Source organism: Streptomyces sp. NPDC059895 (genome assembly GCF_042731035.1).
Classification (GTDB): domain Bacteria; phylum Actinomycetota; class Actinomycetes; order Streptomycetales; family Streptomycetaceae; genus Streptomyces.
Window position 1 is genome coordinate 52,634 of the sequence record NZ_JBHWKO010000038.1, and the last position, 19,386, is coordinate 72,019.

Below are 19,386 nucleotides of genomic sequence, written 5' to 3' on the forward strand. Positions count from 1 at the left end.
CCACACCATCCGAATGGAAGGAGTCGCGTAATGACCGACACCGACATGGGCGGAAACACAGCACCGCGGGCCCGGACGCGGGCGGAGGCACCGCGAACGGCTGAAGGGGACCGCCGCGGCTTCATGCGCCGGGTCTTCTTCGCCGGCGGTGCCGCCGCCTTCACCGCCATGGGCGGCGCCGGCGCGGTGGCGTTCGCCGACGACACCCCCACCGCCACGGCCTCGGCGACCCCCAGCGCCAGTGCGAGCGGCGCTCCCGGCGACGCCGGCCACAGCGCTGGCGGCGTCCTCGCGAAGCAGACCATCACCGAGGACTTCTTCGGCCTGACCACCGACGGCAAGAAGATCGACGACCTGTTCGCAGTCCACTCCCAGGGCGTCGACACCGCACCGGTCGTCGCGGCCGCCACGGCGTTCCTGGCCGGACTCACCGACACCCAGAGGTCCGCGACCCAGTTCACCGTCCACGCCACCGAGTGGCGGCACTGGAGCAACCTCGACCCGGGCGAGTTCAAGCGGCAGGGCGTCACCCTGGCCGACCTGACGGACGCGCAGAACGCCCTCGGCACCGCCATGCTGAAGGCGGCACTGAGCGCCGACGGCCTCGAGACCACCGAGAAGATCCGTCGCCTCAACAAGGCCGCCGGTGAGCTGGTCGGCAAGAGCGACGTCTTCAACGACGAACTCTTCTACTGGACCGTCATGGGCACCCCCTCGACCACCGAACCGTGGGGATTCCAGCTCGACGGCCACCACCTGGCCGTCAACTACTTCGTCCTCGGCGACCAGGTGGTCACGAGCCCCTGCTTCTGGGGCTCGGAGCCGACCTCCATGGAGATCGACGGCGAGACCGTCTCGGTCTGCCAGGAGGAGGTCGAGGCCTCCCTCGCGTTCATCCAGTCCCTCACCGACGCCCAGCAGCAGGTCGCGATCGTCTCCGCCACCAAGGCGAACGAGGACATGCAGGCGGGCGCCTTCGCCGACAACGCGGTGGAGGCCTACGCCGGCATCCGCGCCACCGCCCTCACCGCGGCCCAGAAGAACAAGCTGCTCGCGGTCGCCGAGGCCTTCGTGGGCCGCGCCAAGGCCGACGCGGCCAAGGTCCGCATGGCGGAGATCCGCAGCCACCTCGACGACACCTACGCCGCCTGGATCGGCGGTACCGGCGACGACGCCCCCTTCTACCTGCGCGTCCACAGCCCGGTCGTCTGGATCGAGGTCGACTGCCAGGCGGCCGGCCCGCTGGGCAGCGCCTACGGCAAGACCCGCGCCGACGGCCCGACCCAGAAGCACGTCCACTCCGTCATCCGTACGCCCAACGGCAACGACTACGGCAAGGAACTCCTCCGGCAGCACTACCTGACGTCCCCGCATCACAGGTGATGTCGAGCGGGGACAAAGGTGCCCACGCCGCCGGGCCTGAGGCGATGACCCCGCACCGGCGGCCGCAGGCGAAGCACTACTGCACCGGGCGCACCTGCCATCCCCACTCGAGGCCGCCTGAGACCTTGACGATCCCTCGGCCCGACGCGTCCTGGTCGCCGGTGTCCTGGGCGAGGAGTGCGGTAAATGAGCCTGGAATTCGGAGGGGTTGGGAGGTTCCGCTTTCAAGTGAGGGGCAGTTCCGCCCACACCGTCTTGCCGGTCTCCCGCTCGGTGACGCCCCACGTCCGGGCGAGGACGGCGACCAGGACGAGGCCCCGGCCGCCCTCCGCCTCGTCGGAGCCCGGCACGACCCGCAGGCCCCGGTCCGCCCGCTCGTCGCTCACCTCCACCCGCAGCACGCCCTCCGGGAGCAGCAGGAGCCGTAGACCGAAGTCCCGGCCCTGCAGCCGTCCGTGCGTGACGGCGTTGGCGGCCAGCTCCGCGACCACGTGCTGGGCGTTCTCGCTCACCTCCGTGTCGTGCGGGTGGCCCCACACGTCGAGCTGCTGCACCGTGAGCCGCCGGGCGAGGCGGGCCCCGCGTGGTGTGGAGCTGAGCCGCAGGGTCAGTTCACCGAGGGGGGTGGAGATCTGGGGGGAGATTCTGCTGTTCACCTCACCGAGCGTGGCCGGTTGTATCTACGCTGGCCAGGGGCGACCTGGCGACTCTCCGTAGCCGTACGGCTACGGTCGCGCGGGCGTACGTGGTGTCGGCGTGACCAGTGAGACGGAAGGCGGAGTGACGTGACGGACGAACGCGAGCGGCGGCCGGAGACACCGGCGGAGGCCGACGGGACGACGGGACTGCTTACAGCGCTGGGCAAGATGATGAAGCTGCTGCGGGAGCGGAAGGGGCTCACGCAGAAGGAGTTCGGCCAGATGGTGGGATACGGGCCGGATGCCATTTCCGCGATGGAGCGGGGCGTGCGGACGATTCGGCCGGAGGTCCTGGAGGCGGCGGATGAGCTACTGGACTCCGGGGGGTTGTTCAAGCAGGCGATCCCCGAGGTGCGAGAGGCGATGGCTCGGGCACGGACTCGGCATCCGGAGTGGTACCGGGGGTATGCAGTGCTGGAGGCGGAAGCGGTTGAGCTGCATCACTACTCCAGCCATACGGTGCAGGGGCTCCTCCAGACCGAGGCACACGCTCGCGCGGTGTTCTCGAAACGCCGCCCCTTCCTGAGCGAGGAGACCATCGAGAAGCGAGTTGCCGACCGGCTCTCCCGGCAGCAAGTCTTCGAGAACTGGCCCGGGCCGATCGTCAGTTACGTGATCGAGGAGGTCGCGCTCGACCGGCCGATCGGCGGACGAGAAGTACACATCGGTCAGCTGGAGCGCTTGCTTCAGGTCGGCACCATGCGCAACGTCGAGATCCAGGTCATGTCGACGAACACGGAAGAACACCCCAACATGGACGGCGCGTTCAACCTGCTGACCCCCAAGAGGCATGGGCAGGTGGCGTACACGGAGATCCAGGGGTATCCCCGCCTGATCACGGACGCGGAAGAGGTCAGGAAGATCGCCGACCGCTATGGGACCATGCGTGCGATCGCTCTCTCGCCCAGTGATTCGCGCACGTTGATCCAGAAGAAGCTGAAGGAGCTATGAACAGCGACGATCTCACCTGGTTCAAGTCCAGCTACAGCGGCGGCGAAGGCGGAGACTGCCTGGAGACCGCCTACAACTGGCGCAAGTCGACCCATAGCGACGGTGGCGGCGGCGAATGCCTCGAAGTAGCCGCCTGCCCCCACACCATCCACATCCGCGACTCCAAGCACCCCGACGGGCCCCACCTCACCCTCTCCGCCCCCGCCTGGGGCGGCTTCCTCACGCACGCCGCCGGGCGGCTCTGACCGTCAGGCCCTCACCGCGGGTACAGCCCCTCCACCTCGACCGCGAAGTCCCGCATGACCGCCTCACGCCGTAGCTTCATCGACGGCGTGAGGTGGCCCGCGGCCTCAGTGAAGTCGTGCGGGAGGACGGCGAAGCGGCGGATGGACTCGGGGCGGGAGACGAGTTTGTTGGCCTCGTCGATCGCCCGCTGGAGCACGGCCTCCAGCTCCTCGTCGCCGATCAGCAGTTTCGCCGGGACGGGGTGTTTGCCGTTCATCTGGCGCCAGTGGGTGAGGCCGTCGGGGTCGAGGGTGAGCAGGGCGGAGACGTAGGGGCGGCCGTCGCCGAGGACCATGGCCTGGGAGATCAGGGGGTGGGAGCGCAGCCAGTTCTCCAGCGGGGCGGGGGCGACGCTCTTGCCGCCCGCCGTGATGATCATCTCCTTCTTGCGGCCGGTGATGGTCAGATAGCCCTCGTCGTCGAGTGCGCCGAGGTCGCCGGTGGCGAGCCAGCCGTCGGGGGCGGCGGGGACGACTCCGCCGGCGGCCGGGTCCCAGTAGCCGCGCAGGACGTGGCCGCCGGCGATGAGGATCTCGCCGTCGGAGGCGATGCGGATCTTGGTGCCGGGCAGGGGCCAGCCCACGGTGCCCAGGCGGGGTTTCTGCGGCGGGGTGACCGTGGAGGCGCCCGTGGTCTCGGTCAGGCCGTAGCCCTCGTAGATCTCGATGCCGGCGCCCAGGTAGAACGCGCCCAGGCGGCGGCCCAGCGGGGAGCCGCCGCAGATGGCGTGGCGGACGCGGCCGCCCATGGCGTTGCGGATGCGGCGGTAGACCAGCGGGTCGTAGAAGGAGCGGGCCGCGCGGAGGGTGGCGCCGGGGCCGTGTCCGGTGCCGGTCTTCTGGCCCTCGACGGCCTCGCCGTAGCGGACGGCCGTGTTCACGGCGCGGTCGAAGGAGGTGAGCCGGCCGCCCGCCTCCGCCTTCGCGCGGGCCGTGTTGAAGACCTTCTCCAGCATGTACGGGATCGCCAGGAGGCAGGTGGGCCGGAACGCGGCCATGTCCGGGAGGAGCTCGGCGGGTTTCAGGCTCGGGGCGTGGCCGAGGCGGACGCGGGCGCGGACGCAGGCGACGGCGACCATCCGGCCGAAGACGTGCGACATCGGCAGGAAGAGGAGGACGGAGAGGTCGTCGGTGGACGACTTGAAGACCGGGTAGAGGAGTTCGATCGCGTTGTCGACCTCGGCGAGGAAGTTGCCGTGGGTGAGCGCGCAGCCCTTGGGCCGGCCCGTGGTGCCGGAGGTGTAGATGAGGGTGGCGAGGGTGTCGGGGCCGAGGACGCCCCGGCGGACGTCGACCTCGGCGTCGGGGACCTCACCGCCGATCTCGGCGAGGGTCTCGACGTGGCCCTTCTCCATCACCCACACGTGGCGCAGGTCGGGCAGCCGGTCGCGTTCGGGGCCGATGGCGGCGGCCTGGCCGACCGTCTCCGTGATCAGGGCGACGGCGCCGGAGTCCTGGAGGATCCAGCGGGTCTGGAAGACGGAGGAGGTGGGGTAGACGGGCACGGTGACCAGGCCGGCGGCCCAGGCGGCGAAGTCGAGCAGCGTCCACTCGTACCGCGTCCGGGCCATGACGGCGATCCGGTCGCCCGGCACCAGCCCCTCGGCGATCAGCCCCTTCGCGACGGCGTGCACCTGCGCCGCGAACCGCTCCGCCGTCACGTCCGTCCACCGGTCGCCGTCCTGCCCCCGGCGGCTGAGTACCACCGTGTGCGGGGCCGCGTCCGCGTTCTCGAAGGGCAGGTCGGCGAGCGACCCGTGGGTCACCGGGCGCGCGAGGGCCGGTACGGCCGCCTCCCGCACGGCACCGTCCAGCCGCCGCGTCTCGGGCGCCACCAGGGCGGGCGGAGCGTCGTCGTAGTCGCTGGAACGGGTGTACGGGGTGGACACGGGCGGCTCCCTGGGCGCGCAGGGACGAGAACCGCCCCTGCATGACGTACGGCCTCGCGCACCGAGGCGTCGACCGGTCGCTCCCCGGAACTGAGGTATCACGCCCGGTCAGGATGGAGATCGTACGGCGTTGTCGTGTGGAGGCTGTGCGGGTTCGGAGGTGGTCCGGGGTCGGGGCTGTGCATCCTCGGCGGTTATCTGACTTACCCTCAAGTATGCAGGTCAGGGCCGCTCCAGGATGGCCGTCACCCCCTGCCCGCCCGCCGCGCACACCGAAATCAGCCCCCGTGCGGGGCCCTCGCGTCCGGCGAGCAGCTTCGCGAGGGTGGCGACGATCCGGGCGCCGGTCGCCGCGAAGGGGTGGCCGGTCGCGAGGGACGAACCCGCCACGTTCAGGCGCTCGCGGTCCACGGGCGCCAGCCCCCGCTTCTCCCAGGCCGCCAGCGTGGCCAGCACCTGGGAGGCGAACGCCTCGTGGATCTCGACCAGGTCGAAGTCCTCGATGCCGAGACCGGCCCGCTCCAGCATGCGCGGCACGGCGTACGCGGGGGCCATCAGCAGTCCGTCCTCGCCGTCGGCGACGTCACCGCGGACGAAGTCCACGGCCGCCGTCTCGTAGGCGGTCAGGTACGCCAGCGGCTCCAGGCCGCGTGCCTGCGCCCACTCCTCGGAGGCGAGGAGGACCACGGCGGCGCCGTCGGTGAGGGGGGTGGAGTTGCCGGCCGTCATCGTCGGGTCGGGCGCGTCGAGGCCGAACACCGGCTTGAGCCGGGCCAGTTTCTCCACCGTCGAGTCGGGGCGCAGGTTCTGGTCGCGGGCCAGGCCGCGGAAGGGGACGACGAGGTCGTCGAAGAGGCCGCGGTCGTAGGCGGCCGCCAGCCGGCGGTGGCTGGTGGCCGCCAGGTCGTCCTGGGCCTCGCGGCCGATGCCCCAGGCGCGGGCGGTGACCGCCGCGTGCTCGCCCATGGACAGGCCGGTGCGCGGCTCGGCGTTGCGGGGGATGTCGGGGACCAGGTGGGAGGGGCGGACGCGGGCGAGGGCCTTCAGGCGGGCGCCGGGCGACTTGGCCCGCCGCGCCTCCAGCAGGATGCGGCGCAGGCGGTCGTTGACGCCCAGCGGGGCGTCGCTGGCGGTGTCGGCGCCGCCCGCGACGGCCGACTCGGTCTGACCGAGGGCGATCTTGTTGGCGGCGGCGACGACGGCCTGGAGTCCCGTCCCGCAGGCCTGCTGGATGTCGTAGGCCGGGGTGCGCGCGTCCAGCCGCGAGCCGAGGACGGTCTCGCGGGCGAGGTTGAAGTCGCGGCTGTGCTTGAGGACGGCGCCGGCCACCAGCTCGCCCACGGCGCCGGGCCCGTCGAGCCCGTACCGGACGGCCAGGCCGTCCACCGCCGCGGTGAGCATCTCCTGGTTGGAGGCGGTGGCGTACGGGCCGTCGGAGCGGGCGAACGGGACACGGGTGCCGCCGATGATCGCGACGCGGCGGACCTCCGGCCGGTGCACGGTTGTCATCTCGACCTGCTCCTCACCATATTCTAGGCTTACCACCGGTAACCTTACTCCAGAGTAAGGACTTGGCGCAGCACCCGGGACCCCCGGAACCACAAGGAGACGAACGTGGCCGACCGCTACCTGAGCTTCACCGCCACCGCACCCGGCCGCTTCCTCACCCGGCGGCTCGGCCTCCCCCAGCCGGCGGCGCTCAGGCGCTGGTCACCGGAGCGCCCGTCCCTCGACGGCCCCCTGCTGCACCTCACGGCCGGCCCGTCCGCGCTCGACCTCGCGCCGGTCCTGGCCCGGACCGGGCTCGCGGGCGGGTCCGCGGCCGGGCTCGCGGCCGGGTCCGTGGCCGGGTCCGTGGGCCCGGTGGCCGACTCCTCCGGCTTGTCGGCCGGTTCCTCGGGCCCGGTGGCCGACTCCTCCGGCCCGACGGCCGGCTCCTCCGGCTTGTCGGCCGGTTCCTCGGGCCCGGTCGCTGACTCCTCCGGCTTGTCGGCCGGGTCCACGGAGCCGACGGTCGGCTCTTCCGGCCCGACGGCCTGGTCCACGGACCTGGCGGCCGGCTCCGTGAACCCGGCGGCCGTCGTCCTCGACGCCACCGGCGTGCGCGACGTCGAGACGCTCGCCGAGGTGCACGCGGCCCTGCACCCGGTCGTGCGGTCGGTCGCGGCGAGCGGCCGGATCGTCGTGCTGGGCGCGCCGCTCGACCCCGACGACCACCACCAGGCCGCCGTCCAGCAGGCCCTGGAGGGTTTCACCCGCTCCCTGGGCAAGGAGATCGGCCGGGGCAGGACCGTCAACCTCCTGCGGCTGACCGACGCGGACGCCGCCGAGTCCACCCTGCGCTTCCTGCTCTCCCCCAAGTCCGCGTACGTCAGCGGCCAGGTCGTCGAGACGAGCGGGCACCGCGCCGAGGGTCCCGTCGACTGGGAGCGCCCCCTCGCCGGCCGGACGGCCCTCGTCACCGGCGCCGCCCGCGGCATCGGCGAGGCGGTCGCGCGGACCCTGGCCCGGGACGGCGCCCGGGTCGTCGTCCTCGACGTGCCGCAGGCCGAGGACGACGCCCGCCGGGTCGCCGAACGGCTCGGCGGCGGCGCGCTCGCCCTCGCCCTCGACATGACGTCCGCCGACGCGGGCGAACGCATCGCCGCCGCGCTCCCCGACGGGCTGGACGTCCTCGTCCACAACGCGGGCGTCACCCGCGACCGCCGGCTGGTCAACATGCCCGCCGAGCGCTGGAACCAGGTCCTCGACGTCAACCTGGCGAGCGTGCTGCGGACCACCGACGCCCTGCTCGCCAAGGGCGCCCTGCGGCCCGGCGGGCGGATCGTGGCGACCGCCTCCATCGCCGGGCTCGCGGGCAACGCGGGCCAGACGAACTACGGCGCGAGCAAGGCGGGCGTCGCCGGGCTGGTCCGGGCCCTCGCGCCGCGCGCGCTCGCCGGGCACGGGGTGACGGTGAACGCGGTCGCGCCGGGCTTCATCGAGACGCGGATGACGGCGGCGGTGCCGCTGTTCATCCGGGAGGCGGGCCGCCGGATGAACTCCCTCGCCCAGGGCGGGCTGCCCGTCGACGTCGCCGAGACGACGGCCTGGCTCGCCCATCCGGCCTCCCAGGCCGTCAACGGGCAGGTCGTGCGGGTGTGCGGCCAGAGTCTGCTGGGGGCGTGATGCGGACCCCGACGAGCGGGCGGACCTCGCCGAGCCGACGGACCCTGACGAGCCCGCCCGCCCTCGCGCCGCTGCTGGCCCGGGGCGCGCTCCTGTCGCCCTTCAAGCGCCCCCGCCCGGACGCCGACCACCCGCGCACCCGTCTGGTGCTGCCCGGCCTGCGCGTCGACCTGGCCAGGCTCGCCGCCTACGAACGGGTCTGCGGGTTCCCCACCGGCGAGGACTGCCTGCCGGTCACCTATCCGCACGTCCTCGGCTTCCCGCTGGCCATGCGGCTGATGAGCGAGCGGGCCTTCCCGCTGCCCCTCCTCGGCCTCGTGCACACGTCGATCGGGATCACCCGCCACCGGCCGGTGCGGGCCACCGGCGACCACGGACTCGCCGTGCACGTCGACTCCCTGGCCCCGCACCGGCGCGGCACCGAGGCGACCGTCGTCACCGTCCTGCGGGACGGGGACGAGGTGGTGTGGGAGTCCCACAGCACGTATCTGGCGCGGCACCGCACTCAGGAGGCTTCCCCCTCCGCGGACGGGAACGGGGACGCGGCGTCCGGGGCGCGCGGGGCGCGCGGGCCGGACGCCGGTGTCCTGCCCGTTCTCGACGAGTGGCGGCTCGGTGCCGATGTGGGCCGCCGCTACGGTGCCGCCTCCGGTGACCGGAACCCCATCCACCTGCACCCGCTCACCGCGCGCCTCTTCGGCTTCCCGCGCGCCATCGCCCACGGCATGTGGACCGCGGCCCGCTGCCTCGCCGCCCACGGCGCCCCGGAGGCGGTGCGGATCCAGGTGGAGTTCCGGGCGCCGGTGCTGCTGCCGGGGACGGTGTTCTTCGCGGCCGACGGCAGCCGCTTCGAGCTGCGGGAGGGCGGCGGCGGGGAGCGGGTCCATGTGAGCGGGCGGGTGGATCCCCTCGGCTGAGCCCTCTCGGCCGAGCGGACCTCTCGGCCGAGCGGACCTCTCAGCCGAGCGGCGGGGCCTCCGGCGGCGACCAGGGACGGCCGGCCATGAGGTCACCCAGTCCCGCCCAGGCGAAGTTCATCAGGGTCGCCGCCGCCTGCCGCGCCGTGACGCCCTCGGTGGTGTTGGCCCAGGCGGCGAGCGACTCGGCGGCGCCGACCAGGGCCTCGGCGAGACCGGCGACCTCGCGCTCGGGGAGGTCGGGGTCCCGGTGGGCGTCGCGGGCGGCCACGGCGATCAACTGCGTCACGAACGCGACGATCTCCGCGCGCATCGCGGCGACCTCGCCGGCGAAGGGCTCACCGTGGGTACGGGCCTGGAGGTGCAGCACCGACCAGGCGTGCGGATGCCGCCCGGTGTGCGCGAAGAAGGCCAGCAGGCCGTCCCAGAGCCGCCGGTCGGCGGGCAGATCGGGGTGGACGCCCGCACGGACCGCCTCCAGCAGCGCCGTGGCCTCGCGCCGGATGCAGGCGGTGAAGAGGTCTTCCTTGGAGTTCAGGTACAGGTAGACCAACGGCTTGGACACGCCCGCCAGTTCGGCGATCTCGTCCATCGACGCGGCCATGTACCCGCGCCGCCCGAAGATCTCCACGGCTGCGTCCAGCATCTGCTGCTCACGGACCGCACGCGGCATCCGCTTGGTCTTCACGGCACCCATGGGGGTCAGCGTAGTTCGGCCCGCGGCGCGGGCAACTGCCCCGACGTGAACGGAGCCGAATTACCAGCGCCCGCCCGGACATCGGCCCCGACCGGGCCAGCTCCATCGCCCTGAACACCGCCCACGACCTGGTGGTCCAGTCCACGGGCGCGATCGCCGACACCGTCATCGACCTCGTCGGCACCATCGGCCGTCGCATCCTGGCCGACCCCATGCCCGACCACCGCATGCGCACTCGACCCCGCGTCGCCAAACGCGCGATCTCCAAGTACAACGCCGAAGGCACCGTCGACCGGACCAGTCCCTCACGCGCCCCGTCTCCTACAGCGTCTCCGGTGCGACGAGGCTGATGCACCGGCTCGGCTTCAGCCCCCAGGTGCCCGCGCGGCGGGTGGCCGAACGCGACGAGAAGGCCGTCCAGGTGTGGAGGAGGCGACCTGGGCGGAGGTGAAAGAGCCCAGGGCGGCCTGCGGAGGCACATCTTCTTCGAGGACGAGGCGGGCTTCACCTGCCGGCCGTGCAAAAGACGTACCTGGACCCGGCGCGGCGGCACCCCGGTCGTGACGGTCAGCGGGCGACGCTCGGGACGCCTGCCGGTGGCCGGACTGATCGCGATGCGGCCAGGTTTCCGGACCCGGCTGTGCCACCGCCTGCACACCCACCCCGCGGGCAAAGGCAAGCCCCGCAGCATGGGCGAGCGCGACTTCATCGCGCTGATCGACGGCGCCCACCAGCTCGTCAAGGTGTGGATCGTGCTGGTCTGGGACCGGCCCAACACGCACGTCTCCCACGCCATGCGTGAGTTGATCGCCGAGCGCGAGTGGCTGACGGTGTTCCTGCTGCCCGCCTACTCGCCCGACCTCACCCCCCGTCGACAGGGTATGGGCGCACGTCAAACGCAGCCTGGTGGACCTCGTCGTCGCCCTCGACCGACTCGAAGTCCTCGTACGCAACCGGCTCAAGCGCCTCCAGTACCGGCCAGACACCCTCGACGGCCCAGCGTCACCTTGACGGGCCGAAGTCAGTGGTGACCGGCTTGGCACCGCGCCTCTCGGCCAGTTCCGGTCAAGACGGGCTCAAATGTGCACGCATGGCGTTTACATGTATGCGTTACGTGATTATTCAAGATCGATTAACGTCAAGGTTCGTCTTGATCTTGACTTTCTCCTTCCGGCTGCCGGTTGCGATCATTCTGCGTGTTCGATGTCCATCGCAGATTGCCTATAGCAGGTGAGTTGATGATGAGACTCAAGCGTGCAGCCAAGATCGCGGCCGTGTCCGGTGCGCTGGTCGTGGCGGCTGCCACTCCCGCGCTCGCGACCGTGGTTAGCATCGGCGGCGGGACCTGGGACTACGGGGCGGGAACGTCCTACGTGTGGTCCGACTACTACCACGCATCCAAGTGCCACGGATCGACCTCCGTCGGCTCCAGCACCGACAGCGACGAGGCTTCCGCCGGCAACTGGTCCATCACGCAGGCACCTGCCGCCCTCTACGGCAACGAGACCTACTACAAGACCACCTGCTGACCAGCCGACAGCACGCGTAACATGCCCCCGAAGGGGCCCGCGCACCGCGGCCCTTCGGGGGCATGCGCGCTTTCCACCACCTGGCCGGTCGATCCCCCCGCTAGCCTTGTAGGACACGCATGCTGCACCGTGGCGTCAAGTTCACCCACGCCGTCATCCTGGCATTCTCCGCCCTGTTCTCCTTCTTGTTCCTCAAGAGCTTTGAAGACCAGTGGACCTTCGGCTACGACGCGGTCGTCCAGGTCACCGAGTCTCGAGATACCAGTAACAGCCACGCCATTGAGCAGGCCATCGAGACGTTCGCCCGTGACCACGATGTCACCGTGGGGCGCCAGGAACTCGACCTGGAACACCCCGACCGCAGCCGAGACCTATACCTGACCTCGACCGGACCCCGCGCCGAGTGGCTCAAAGACGGCTATCCGGCGTTCAGTCCCAGCCAGGCCACCACGCCCCGACCGTTCGCCGAGCTTTCCGACCGCGATCCCCGCGGCCTCTACTACATCTTCGGTGATCCCGTCGTGGTCGGCCCCTTCCTCGCACTGCTGCAGCAGCACGGCCTCACTGCATGGCACCCCGAGCCGGCTTCTCCAGACCAGCTCTCCTACGCCTATGGCGGCAGTGCCCTGGCGGGTTCCCTCGTCGTCGTCGCCTTGGTCTGCGTCACGATGACTGGTGCCGGCGTTCTGCTGAACGCCAAGGCTTATGGAGTGCTGCGGCTACAGGGCATGTCCCTGGCCGTGATCCTCGCAGGTGACCTACGCCGTCTTGTGCGTTTCTGGACGGCTGCTCTCGCGGTCGTGACGACCGTGGCGACTGCACTGCTGGCCTGGTACAACCACCTTGCCTGGTTTGGTCTGTTCGCCCTCCTCGCAGCAGCTACGGCGTCCGTCTTCACTGCTCTTGTCCTCATCACCCATGCCACGATGCTCACCGTGACCGCGCGCACCGGCATTCTGGCCGCCCTCAAGGGCGAGATACCTGCCCGCTCCACCGCAGCAGCCGCCTACCTCGTACGCGTACCGGCTCTTGTCCTTGCTCTCGGTATCGCAGCCTCGGTCCTGCAAGCCGGACAGGACCTCGCTCGGCGTGAAGACGCCCTCAACGCGTACAAGAAGGCGGGCAATGCCTCCACCATCCGCCTAAACGGGTATCTTGGCGCTCCCGATGCGTTGAAAAAGGTGGAGGCGAAAGTCGGCCCCTGGCTGCGCCAGGCCGACGCCGATGGCCAGATTGTCCTGGCTGGCCACAAGGACCTTGCACGCTCACGCGACGCCCAGGGCATTCCTGCCGATGACCTGTTGGTGGCCAACGAGACGTTCCTCGGTCAGCAGAAGATCCTCGCCCCGAACGGTCGCCCCTACCCTGCCGCCGCAGGCGGCGACGGCCGCATCCTGCTCCTGGTTCCGCAACACCTTGCCGCTTATGCAGACAAGCTCAAGGCATTGGTGCCCGGCATGGTCAGCCCTTCCAACCCAGACCAGATCTCACCCGAGCAGATCGACGTAAAGGAAACCGCGGACAGCCAAGAGATCTTCTCTTACAACGCCCGCGGCACCCGCGAGGCCGGGCAGGATCGGCTTTCGGACGAGTCCTTCCTCACCGACCCCGTCATCGTCGTCGTCCCCAGAGGCACCGAGTACATCAGCGACAAGGGTTTCACCGCCTACGCCTCACAGCGCAGCATTGTCTTCCCGGACCCCGCCGACATCACCGCCGGCATCACCGCCCGCGGCCTACGCAACGAGATTGTCGGCATCAGTCCCATCGCTGCCGATGCTGCCGAGGCAATCCGAGATGTCACCGCCGACTTCCGGCTGAGACTGTTCAACCTAGCCGTCGCCCTCGTGGTTCTACTCGTCACTGGCATCGGCGTCGTCATCGTCCACACCCGCAAGAACGCCCAACGGATCTTCGCTAGGCACATCCACGGCTGGACCTTCACCGGCACTCACCGCACCCTCCTGGCAGCTGAAGCAGCGATCGTTGCACTGCTCGTCTCCTGGCTCCCCTACCAAGTCCACCAGTGGAATCAAGGCCTTGAGCAGTACGAGGCCATGGGTATCCCCGCCCCCCGTGACGCGATGACGATCACAGGCCAGGACCTGACCGTCATCGCTGGCCTCGTAGTGGTTGAGATCGCCACCGTCCTCGCCGTCCTGGCGCTCTTCCACCGCCGCATCGTCAAGGAAGGATCGACCGAAGCGTGATCGACCTGACCGGCCTGTCCAAATCCTTTGGCTCTCGCGCCCTATGGCAGGACCTGACCTTCACCATCGAGGCCGGGCGGATGCTCGCCCTGACGGGCCCCAGCGGATCCGGCAAATCGACGCTCCTCAACTGTCTCGGCCTCCTCGATGCCCCGACCACCGGCACGATGCGCCACCATGACCAGGACATCACCAAGCTCAGCCCACGCAAGGCCCGAGCCTACCGCCGCGACACACTCGGCTACCTCTTCCAGAACTACGCCCTGATCGACAACGCCACCATCGCCGACAACCTCAGCGTCGCCGTCAAGCCCGCCCGCTCGAACCGCGGGTGCCGCCCTACCCTCGCCCAGGCACTGCAACAAGTCGGACTTGCTGACCGCGAAGATGACGTAGTCCACCGCCTCTCAGGCGGCGAACAACAACGCGTCGCACTCGCCCGCCTCATCGTCAAGCAGCCCACTCTCGTCCTGGCCGACGAGCCCACCGGCGCCCTCGACCTCGACAACACCCACATGGTCATCACCACACTCCGAGCCTTGGCCGACACCGGCTGCGCCGTGGTGATCGCCACCCACGACCCCACCGTCAGAGACCTGTGCGACAGCGTCCTGCAGGTAGGAACCAACAGCCACCCCCATCCCGTCAAGGAGATCACCGCCGCATGAACCCCCGCCTCACCTGGTCTCTCGCAGGTATCGTCGCCATAGCCACCGTCGTCTTCCTCGTCTACGGCACCCACGCGCTGACGATCGTCCAACGCGTAGCCCTCCGGGTCTTCTGATCAGGTCCCGTAACAGCCTCCGCTGCAGAGTGGGGCGCGGTAACGCTCTGTAGCCCGCTCGCATGCCACGTCATCGGCATCTGCCAGATGGGAGGTGCCGATGACGAGCAGTTGTTGAAAGGCACACGGCGCTGCGCCGCTCTGCTACGCGGGTCGCGCCCTGGGCCGCCGTGAGGCGGACGTCGACGGCACGCTCCTCTTCGCTTGCCTGCTACACCTGACCGGCCATCTCGAGAGCGGCCAGTTCTGGTGGCAGCTCGCCGCCGGGGCCAAACGGCATTGGATCTAGGACGCCCGGGTCACCTGCCCCTGGGCGTCGGCGGCAGCGGTGGCAGCGTCGGCGTCGGTGGCAGCGTCGACCGCCTCGTCCTCCTGCGTCTGGCTGGCCTTCAGGCCGGCCTTCATCCGGTCCACCCGGCGCACGACCGTCTCCGAGGCGCGGTCGCGCTCCTTGCGCAGCACGACGAAGCTGATCGGGGCGGAGAGGACCAGGGCCAGGAGGATGATCCACATGCCGTTGGCGTCGCCGAGGCCGCGCGGGACGAGGCCGAAGTAGACGAGCCCCCAGACGGCCGCGAGGCAGCCTGCGAAGACACCGAGGCGCATCAGCGTGTAGCGGAGCATCTCAATCCACTCTTCCGATTCCAAAAGGGGCCGTCGTCCAGTGAAGCACGCCGGGCACCGGATCTTGGCAGGGGGTGGGGAGGGTCAGTGCAGCGGCAGCAGCATGGTGATGTCGTCGCGGTCGTCGCCGGGAGCGACCCGGATCGCGCCGGGGACCCGGCCGACCTCCTTGTAGCCGCAGGAGCCGTAGAAGCGCTCCAGGCCGAGGCCGCCCCGGCAGGTGAGCCGTATCCCCTCTATGCCCTCGAAGGTGCGGGCCGCGTCCGCAGCGGCGGCCAGCAGGTCCCGGCCGTAGCCCTTGCCCTGGTGGCGGGGGTGGACCATCACCGTGTACAGCCACACCCAGTGGGTCATCAGGCGGTGCGTGTTGGAGGTGAGGAACGCGGTGGCGGCGACCCGGCCCGTCCCGTCGTGCCCGACGAGCAGCCGGGTGCGCCCCTCGGCCATGTGCGCGAGGTGCCGGACGAGCTCGGGCCGGATCACCTCCGGCGTCACCGGCGGCACGAAACCGACGGCTCCGCCCGCGTTGGACACGTCCGTCCACAGGTCGAGGACGCCGTCGCGGAGCGCGGGGGTGACGGCGGGATCGAGGGTGAAGGTAAGCGGCATTCGGGCATGGTAGCCCTTACGCGAGAAGGCGGGCCGCGACGTCCAGATCCGCGACCAGGCCCTGGTAGGCCGCCTCCCGGTCGTCCGCGCGCAGCACCGACGACGGGTGCACGGTGGGGACCAGCCGCTCCGGGCGGCCGTGGATCTCCTGCTCCAGGACCGTCCCGCGCACCTCGGTCACCTTGAACGACGACCCCAGCAGCGCCTTGCCCGCCGTCGCCCCCAGCACCACGATCAGCTCGGGCTCCACCACGGCGGGGTCACACTCCCTGGGTACCCCTCGTCCCCGGCGGGGAACGAGGGGTGCTCAGGCGGGCTCCGGCGGGCTCGGGCGGCTCGGGCGGCTCGGGCGGCTCGGGCGGGTGGTCGGCCGCGGGCCGTGGGGGCGTCTCGCGCAGTTCCCCGCGCCCCTGGGGTCAGGACACTCCCGTCGGCCGGGATCTCAGACCCGCATCGGCTGCGGCGACTCCCTGCGCAGGGGGTCCGGGCCGTCGTACTCGCGGATGATCTCGTAGCGCGTGTTGCGCTCCACCGGGCGGAAGCCGGCGTCGCGGATCAGGTCCAGCAGGTCGTCGCGGGTCAGCTTGTTCGGGGTGCCGTAGTTGTCCGCGTCGTGCGTGATCTTGTACTCGACGACCGAGCCGTCCATGTCGTCCGCGCCGTGCTGGAGGGCGAGCTGCGCGGTCTGGACGCCGTGCATGACCCAGAAGACCTTGACGTGCGGGACGTTGTCGAAGAGCAGCCGGGAGACGGCGAAGGTCTTCAGCGCCTCCGCGCCGGTCGCCATCTGCGTCCGCGCCTGGAGCCGGTTGCGGACCTTGCCGTCCTTCATGTCCACGAAGTCGTGCTGGTAGCGCAGGGGGATGAAGACCTGGAAGCCGCCGGTCTCGTCCTGGAGCTCGCGGAGGCGCAGGACGTGGTCGACCCTGTGCCGGGGCTCCTCGATGTGGCCGTAGAGCATGGTGCACGGGGTCTTGAGCCCCTTCTCGTGCGCCAGCCGGTGGATCCGCGACCAGTCCTCCCAGTGGGTGCGGTGGTCCACGATGTGCTGCCGGACCTCCCAGTCGAAGATCTCGGCGCCGCCGCCGGTCAGCGACTCCAGGCCCGCGTCGATCAGCTCGTCGAGGATCTCGGAGGCGGACAGCCCCGAGATGGTCTCGAAGTGGTGGATCTCGGTGGCGGTGAAGGCCTTGAGGGAGACGTCCGGCAGGGCGGCCTTCAGCTCCCGCAGCGAGCGCGGGTAGTAGCGCCACGGCAGGTTCGGGTGCAGCCCGTTGACGATGTGCAGCTCGGTGAGGTTCTCCGCCTCCATCGCCTTGGCGAGCTTGACGGCCTCCTCGATGCGCATCGTGTACGCGTCCTTCTCGCCCGGCTTGCGCTGGAAGGAGCAGTAGGCGCAGGACGCCGTGCACACGTTGGTCATGTTGAGGTGGCGGTTGACGTTGAAGTGGACCACGTCGCCGTTCTTGCGGGTCCGCACCTCGTGGGCGAGCCCGCCGAGCCAGGCCAGGTCGTCCGACTCGTACAGGGCGATGCCGTCCTCGCGGGTCAGCCGCTCACCGGAGCGGACCTTTTCCTCCAGCTCGCGCTTGAGCCCGACGTCCATGCTCACACCTTTCCAAGACAGGGTCTCCCACCGTACGCCCACGCCGTCACACCTCTTCGGGAAGGTCGCCCACCCGGTTCTCCCACTTCGTGGAGAGCACGATCGTCGTCCGGGTGCGGGAGACGCCCTTCGTCCCGGACAGCCGCCGGATGATCCTCTCCAGTCCGTCCACGTCGTTGGCCCGGACCTTGAGCATGTACGAGTCGTCGCCGGCGATGAACCAGCAGTCCTCGATCTCGCCGAAGTCCTTCAGCCGGGCGGCCACGTCCTCGTGGTCGGCGGCGTCCGAGAGGGAGATGCCGATGAGGGCGGTGACGCCGAGGCCGAGGGTGGCGGCGTCCACCGTGGCGCGGTAGCCGGTGATGACGCCGGCCGCCTCCAGCCGGTTGATGCGGTCGGTGACACTGGGTCCCGACAGGCCGACGAGGCGTCCCAGCTCCGCGTAGGAGGCCCGGCCGTTCTCCCTGAGGGCCTGGATGAGCTGCCTGTCCACCGCGTCCATGCGAATCGAAGCCTTCCGATCAAGATGAGGTCTGGAGGTGCGCGTTCCTGAGGGTGGTGCTGAGTACGTGCTGCGTGCGTGCTGCGTGCGTGCTGCGTGCGTCTTGGGTGCGTGCTGAGTGTGTGTCGGGTGCGTGTCGGGTGCTTGCTCGTGGTGGTGCCGGGTGCCCGGCCGCCGTCCCCGGGTCGGGCGGGTCAGTCGGGTCAGGCGGGCCGCTGGGCGCCGCCGAGTTCGCCCTCCCAGCGGCGGTAGAGCCGGTGCGGCACCCCCACCGCGTCGAGGACCCGGCCGGCGACGAAGTCCACCAGGTCCTGGATGTGGCCGGCGCCCGCGTAGAAGGCCGGGGAGGCGGGGACGACGCTCGCGCCCGCGTCGTCCAGGGCGACCAGGTGCCGCAGGGTCCGCCCGTCCAGCGGCGCCTCCCGGACGGCGACGACCAGGGGCCGGCGCTCCTTGAGCGTCACGCTCGCCGCCCGCTGGAGCAGGTCCTTGGACAGTCCCAGGGCGACTCCCGCGACGCAGGCCGTGGACGCCGGGACGATCAGCATCCCCTTCGCCGGGTACGACCCCGAGGACGGCCCGGCGGCCAGGTCGCCCGCGCCCCAGTACCGCACCCGGTCGTCGCCCTCGCCGCCGAGGTCCACGTCGAAGGCGTTTGGCTTGCCGTCGGCGCCCCGCGCGAGCCATTCCCGCAGGTCGTCGCGCCAGTGCGCGTCCCGGAAGGAGATCCGCGTCTCGTCCAGCAACGTGAGCCGCGACGCCCGGCTGACCACCAGGTCGACGCTCTCGCCCCCCGCGAGCAACGCGCGCAGGACAGCGGCGGCATAGGGCGTACCGGACGCCCCGGACACCCCCACGATCCAAGGCACGCGCTGCGTTTCTCCTGCGTTCACACCTTGAGCGTACCGGTGGGCGGGAAGGTCTTCAGGACCGGTGGGGGGCGTTCGGATCGACGGGGAGGCCGGCCGTGGAAAGGGTGATCTTGCCGAGGGGCGAGTCGACGGTCAGGTCGGGACCGTACGGAATGGTGTCTCGGCCCGCATAGCCGTCGGGGCCGGGGTTCCACAGCGTGACGACATGCCCCTGGAGAGGGTCGAAGATCAGGTAGTTGGCGATACCGCGGGAGGCGTACCAGCGCGGTTTGACCTCGTAGTCCCGGCGGACGCTGGCCTTGGAGACGACTTCCACGACCAGTTCGACGAGATCGGGCGAGTAAGCGCCCTCGTTCTTCGCCACCTCGGCGGCCGGGATGATCGCCAGATCGGGGCAGAACTCGTTGTCCTCGTCGAACGGGAAGGCGACATCGCTCGTGAAGCCCCACTCTTCGGCCACCTGCTCGCGGAGGGCGTTCCACACCAGTCGGAGGGTCTCCGCGTGGTGGGGCTTGACCGGACTCATCACGACGTTGCCCTCAGCAATCTCCATGTGATAGCCGGGGAACATGTCCTCGAACCGGCTGAGCTGCGAGTGCAGGCGGTCAAGGTCCGAGACGGTCACGGTGGCCTCCCTGGGGTCCTGCACTCGATGGTAGGCCG

Annotated in this window: 20 protein-coding genes and 2 pseudogenes; 11 read left to right on the forward strand and 11 right to left on the reverse strand. The window is 70.6% G+C overall.

Features of this window, described 5'->3' with window-relative positions:
* The first annotated feature begins 30 nt into the window (after window positions 1–30).
* Window positions 31–1,383, forward strand: a complete 1,353-nt coding sequence (locus ACFV9M_RS31935; RefSeq protein ID WP_385070104.1) for a DUF3500 domain-containing protein — start codon at window positions 31–33, stop codon at window positions 1,381–1,383.
* 224 nt (window positions 1,384–1,607) lie between these two features.
* On the opposite strand, the gene ACFV9M_RS31940 is transcribed toward ACFV9M_RS31935, so the two are convergent.
* On the reverse strand, window positions 1,608–2,039 hold the full coding sequence (locus ACFV9M_RS31940; RefSeq protein ID WP_385070106.1) for an ATP-binding protein: 432 nt from the start codon (window positions 2,037–2,039) through the stop codon (window positions 1,608–1,610).
* 129 nt (window positions 2,040–2,168) lie between these two features.
* Here ACFV9M_RS31940 and ACFV9M_RS31945 point away from each other — a divergent pair, with 129 nt between their 5' ends.
* Both ACFV9M_RS31945 and ACFV9M_RS31950 read left to right on the forward strand, forming a co-directional pair.
* Window positions 2,169–3,032, forward strand: a complete 864-nt coding sequence (locus ACFV9M_RS31945) for a helix-turn-helix domain-containing protein (protein WP_385070109.1) — start codon at window positions 2,169–2,171, stop codon at window positions 3,030–3,032.
* Window positions 3,029–3,277, forward strand: coding sequence for a DUF397 domain-containing protein (locus ACFV9M_RS31950; RefSeq protein ID WP_385070112.1), 249 nt, complete (start codon window positions 3,029–3,031; stop codon window positions 3,275–3,277). The genes ACFV9M_RS31945 and ACFV9M_RS31950 overlap by 4 nt, the downstream gene beginning before the upstream one ends.
* Window positions 3,278–3,288: 11 nt before the next feature.
* On the opposite strand, the gene ACFV9M_RS31955 is transcribed toward ACFV9M_RS31950, so the two are convergent.
* Together ACFV9M_RS31955 and ACFV9M_RS31960 are read right to left on the reverse strand one after the other, a co-directional pair.
* Window positions 3,289–5,205: an AMP-dependent synthetase/ligase gene (locus ACFV9M_RS31955; RefSeq protein ID WP_385070114.1), complete on the reverse strand. Its 1,917-nt coding sequence runs from the start codon at window positions 5,203–5,205 to the stop codon at window positions 3,289–3,291.
* A gap of 222 nt (window positions 5,206–5,427) precedes the next feature.
* Window positions 5,428–6,714: an acetyl-CoA C-acetyltransferase gene (locus ACFV9M_RS31960; protein WP_385070117.1), complete on the reverse strand. Its 1,287-nt coding sequence runs from the start codon at window positions 6,712–6,714 to the stop codon at window positions 5,428–5,430.
* Window positions 6,715–6,819: 105 nt separating this feature from the next.
* Here ACFV9M_RS31960 and ACFV9M_RS31965 point away from each other — a divergent pair, with 105 nt between their 5' ends.
* Both ACFV9M_RS31965 and ACFV9M_RS31970 read left to right on the forward strand, forming a co-directional pair.
* A complete protein-coding gene (locus ACFV9M_RS31965) occupies window positions 6,820–8,373 on the forward strand; it encodes a 3-oxoacyl-ACP reductase (protein WP_385070119.1) in 1,554 nt (517 codons plus the stop codon).
* Window positions 8,373–9,290: a MaoC/PaaZ C-terminal domain-containing protein gene (locus tag ACFV9M_RS31970; RefSeq protein WP_385070175.1), complete on the forward strand. Its 918-nt coding sequence runs from the start codon at window positions 8,373–8,375 to the stop codon at window positions 9,288–9,290. The genes ACFV9M_RS31965 and ACFV9M_RS31970 overlap by 1 nt, the downstream gene beginning before the upstream one ends.
* A 40-nt stretch (window positions 9,291–9,330) precedes the next feature.
* On the opposite strand, the gene ACFV9M_RS31975 is transcribed toward ACFV9M_RS31970, so the two are convergent.
* Entirely contained in the window at window positions 9,331–9,987 is a 657-nt protein-coding gene (locus ACFV9M_RS31975; protein ID WP_385070122.1) for a TetR/AcrR family transcriptional regulator, read from the reverse strand.
* Window positions 9,988–10,118: 131 nt separating this feature from the next.
* On the opposite strand from ACFV9M_RS31975, the gene ACFV9M_RS31980 reads away from it, so the two are divergent.
* The 6 genes and pseudogenes from ACFV9M_RS31980 to ACFV9M_RS32005 all read left to right on the forward strand — a co-directional run bounded on the left by ACFV9M_RS31980 (window position 10,119) and on the right by ACFV9M_RS32005 (window position 14,394).
* On the forward strand, window positions 10,119–10,337 hold the full coding sequence (locus ACFV9M_RS31980) for a hypothetical protein (RefSeq protein ID WP_385070125.1): 219 nt from the start codon (window positions 10,119–10,121) through the stop codon (window positions 10,335–10,337).
* Window positions 10,337–10,438 (forward strand): winged helix-turn-helix domain-containing protein, encoded by a 102-nt coding sequence (locus tag ACFV9M_RS31985; RefSeq protein WP_385070127.1) that lies wholly within the window; start codon window positions 10,337–10,339, stop codon window positions 10,436–10,438. The genes ACFV9M_RS31980 and ACFV9M_RS31985 overlap by 1 nt, the downstream gene beginning before the upstream one ends.
* A 28-nt stretch (window positions 10,439–10,466) precedes the next feature.
* Window positions 10,467–10,998 (forward strand): annotated as a pseudogene (locus ACFV9M_RS31990) (transposase).
* Between the two features lie 230 nt (window positions 10,999–11,228).
* Window positions 11,229–11,516 (forward strand): lactococcin 972 family bacteriocin, encoded by a 288-nt coding sequence (locus tag ACFV9M_RS31995; RefSeq protein ID WP_385070178.1) that lies wholly within the window; start codon window positions 11,229–11,231, stop codon window positions 11,514–11,516.
* A gap of 119 nt (window positions 11,517–11,635) precedes the next feature.
* Complete coding sequence (locus ACFV9M_RS32000; protein WP_385070130.1) at window positions 11,636–13,726, forward strand: bacteriocin-associated integral membrane family protein; 2,091 nt, start codon at window positions 11,636–11,638, stop codon at window positions 13,724–13,726.
* Window positions 13,723–14,394 carry an ABC transporter ATP-binding protein gene (locus ACFV9M_RS32005; RefSeq protein ID WP_385070132.1) on the forward strand — a complete coding sequence of 224 codons (672 nt, stop codon included), beginning with the start codon at window positions 13,723–13,725 and terminating at the stop codon, window positions 14,392–14,394. The genes ACFV9M_RS32000 and ACFV9M_RS32005 overlap by 4 nt, the downstream gene beginning before the upstream one ends.
* Before the next feature lie 401 nt (window positions 14,395–14,795).
* Here ACFV9M_RS32005 and ACFV9M_RS32010 read toward each other — a convergent pair whose 3' ends face one another.
* The 7 genes and pseudogenes from ACFV9M_RS32010 to ACFV9M_RS32040 form a co-directional block, all read right to left on the reverse strand.
* Window positions 14,796–15,134 carry a DUF4229 domain-containing protein gene (locus ACFV9M_RS32010; RefSeq protein ID WP_385070135.1) on the reverse strand — a complete coding sequence of 113 codons (339 nt, stop codon included), beginning with the start codon at window positions 15,132–15,134 and terminating at the stop codon, window positions 14,796–14,798.
* An 84-nt stretch (window positions 15,135–15,218) separates the two neighbouring features.
* Window positions 15,219–15,743: a GNAT family N-acetyltransferase gene (locus ACFV9M_RS32015; protein WP_385070138.1), complete on the reverse strand. Its 525-nt coding sequence runs from the start codon at window positions 15,741–15,743 to the stop codon at window positions 15,219–15,221.
* A 16-nt stretch (window positions 15,744–15,759) separates the two neighbouring features.
* Window positions 15,760–15,999: pseudogene (locus ACFV9M_RS32020) on the reverse strand (uracil-DNA glycosylase family protein); the annotation flags it as partial.
* Window positions 16,000–16,185: 186 nt separating this feature from the next.
* On the reverse strand, window positions 16,186–17,349 hold the full coding sequence (gene mqnE / locus ACFV9M_RS32025) for an aminofutalosine synthase MqnE (protein ID WP_385070141.1): 1,164 nt from the start codon (window positions 17,347–17,349) through the stop codon (window positions 16,186–16,188).
* Between the two features lie 46 nt (window positions 17,350–17,395).
* A complete protein-coding gene (locus tag ACFV9M_RS32030) occupies window positions 17,396–17,851 on the reverse strand; it encodes an Lrp/AsnC family transcriptional regulator (protein WP_385070144.1) in 456 nt (151 codons plus the stop codon).
* Window positions 17,852–18,054: 203 nt separating this feature from the next.
* Window positions 18,055–18,720: a UbiX family flavin prenyltransferase gene (locus ACFV9M_RS32035; RefSeq protein WP_385070181.1), complete on the reverse strand. Its 666-nt coding sequence runs from the start codon at window positions 18,718–18,720 to the stop codon at window positions 18,055–18,057.
* A gap of 55 nt (window positions 18,721–18,775) precedes the next feature.
* Complete coding sequence (locus ACFV9M_RS32040; protein ID WP_385070147.1) at window positions 18,776–19,348, reverse strand: Uma2 family endonuclease; 573 nt, start codon at window positions 19,346–19,348, stop codon at window positions 18,776–18,778.
* Window positions 19,349–19,386: the final 38 nt, after the last annotated feature.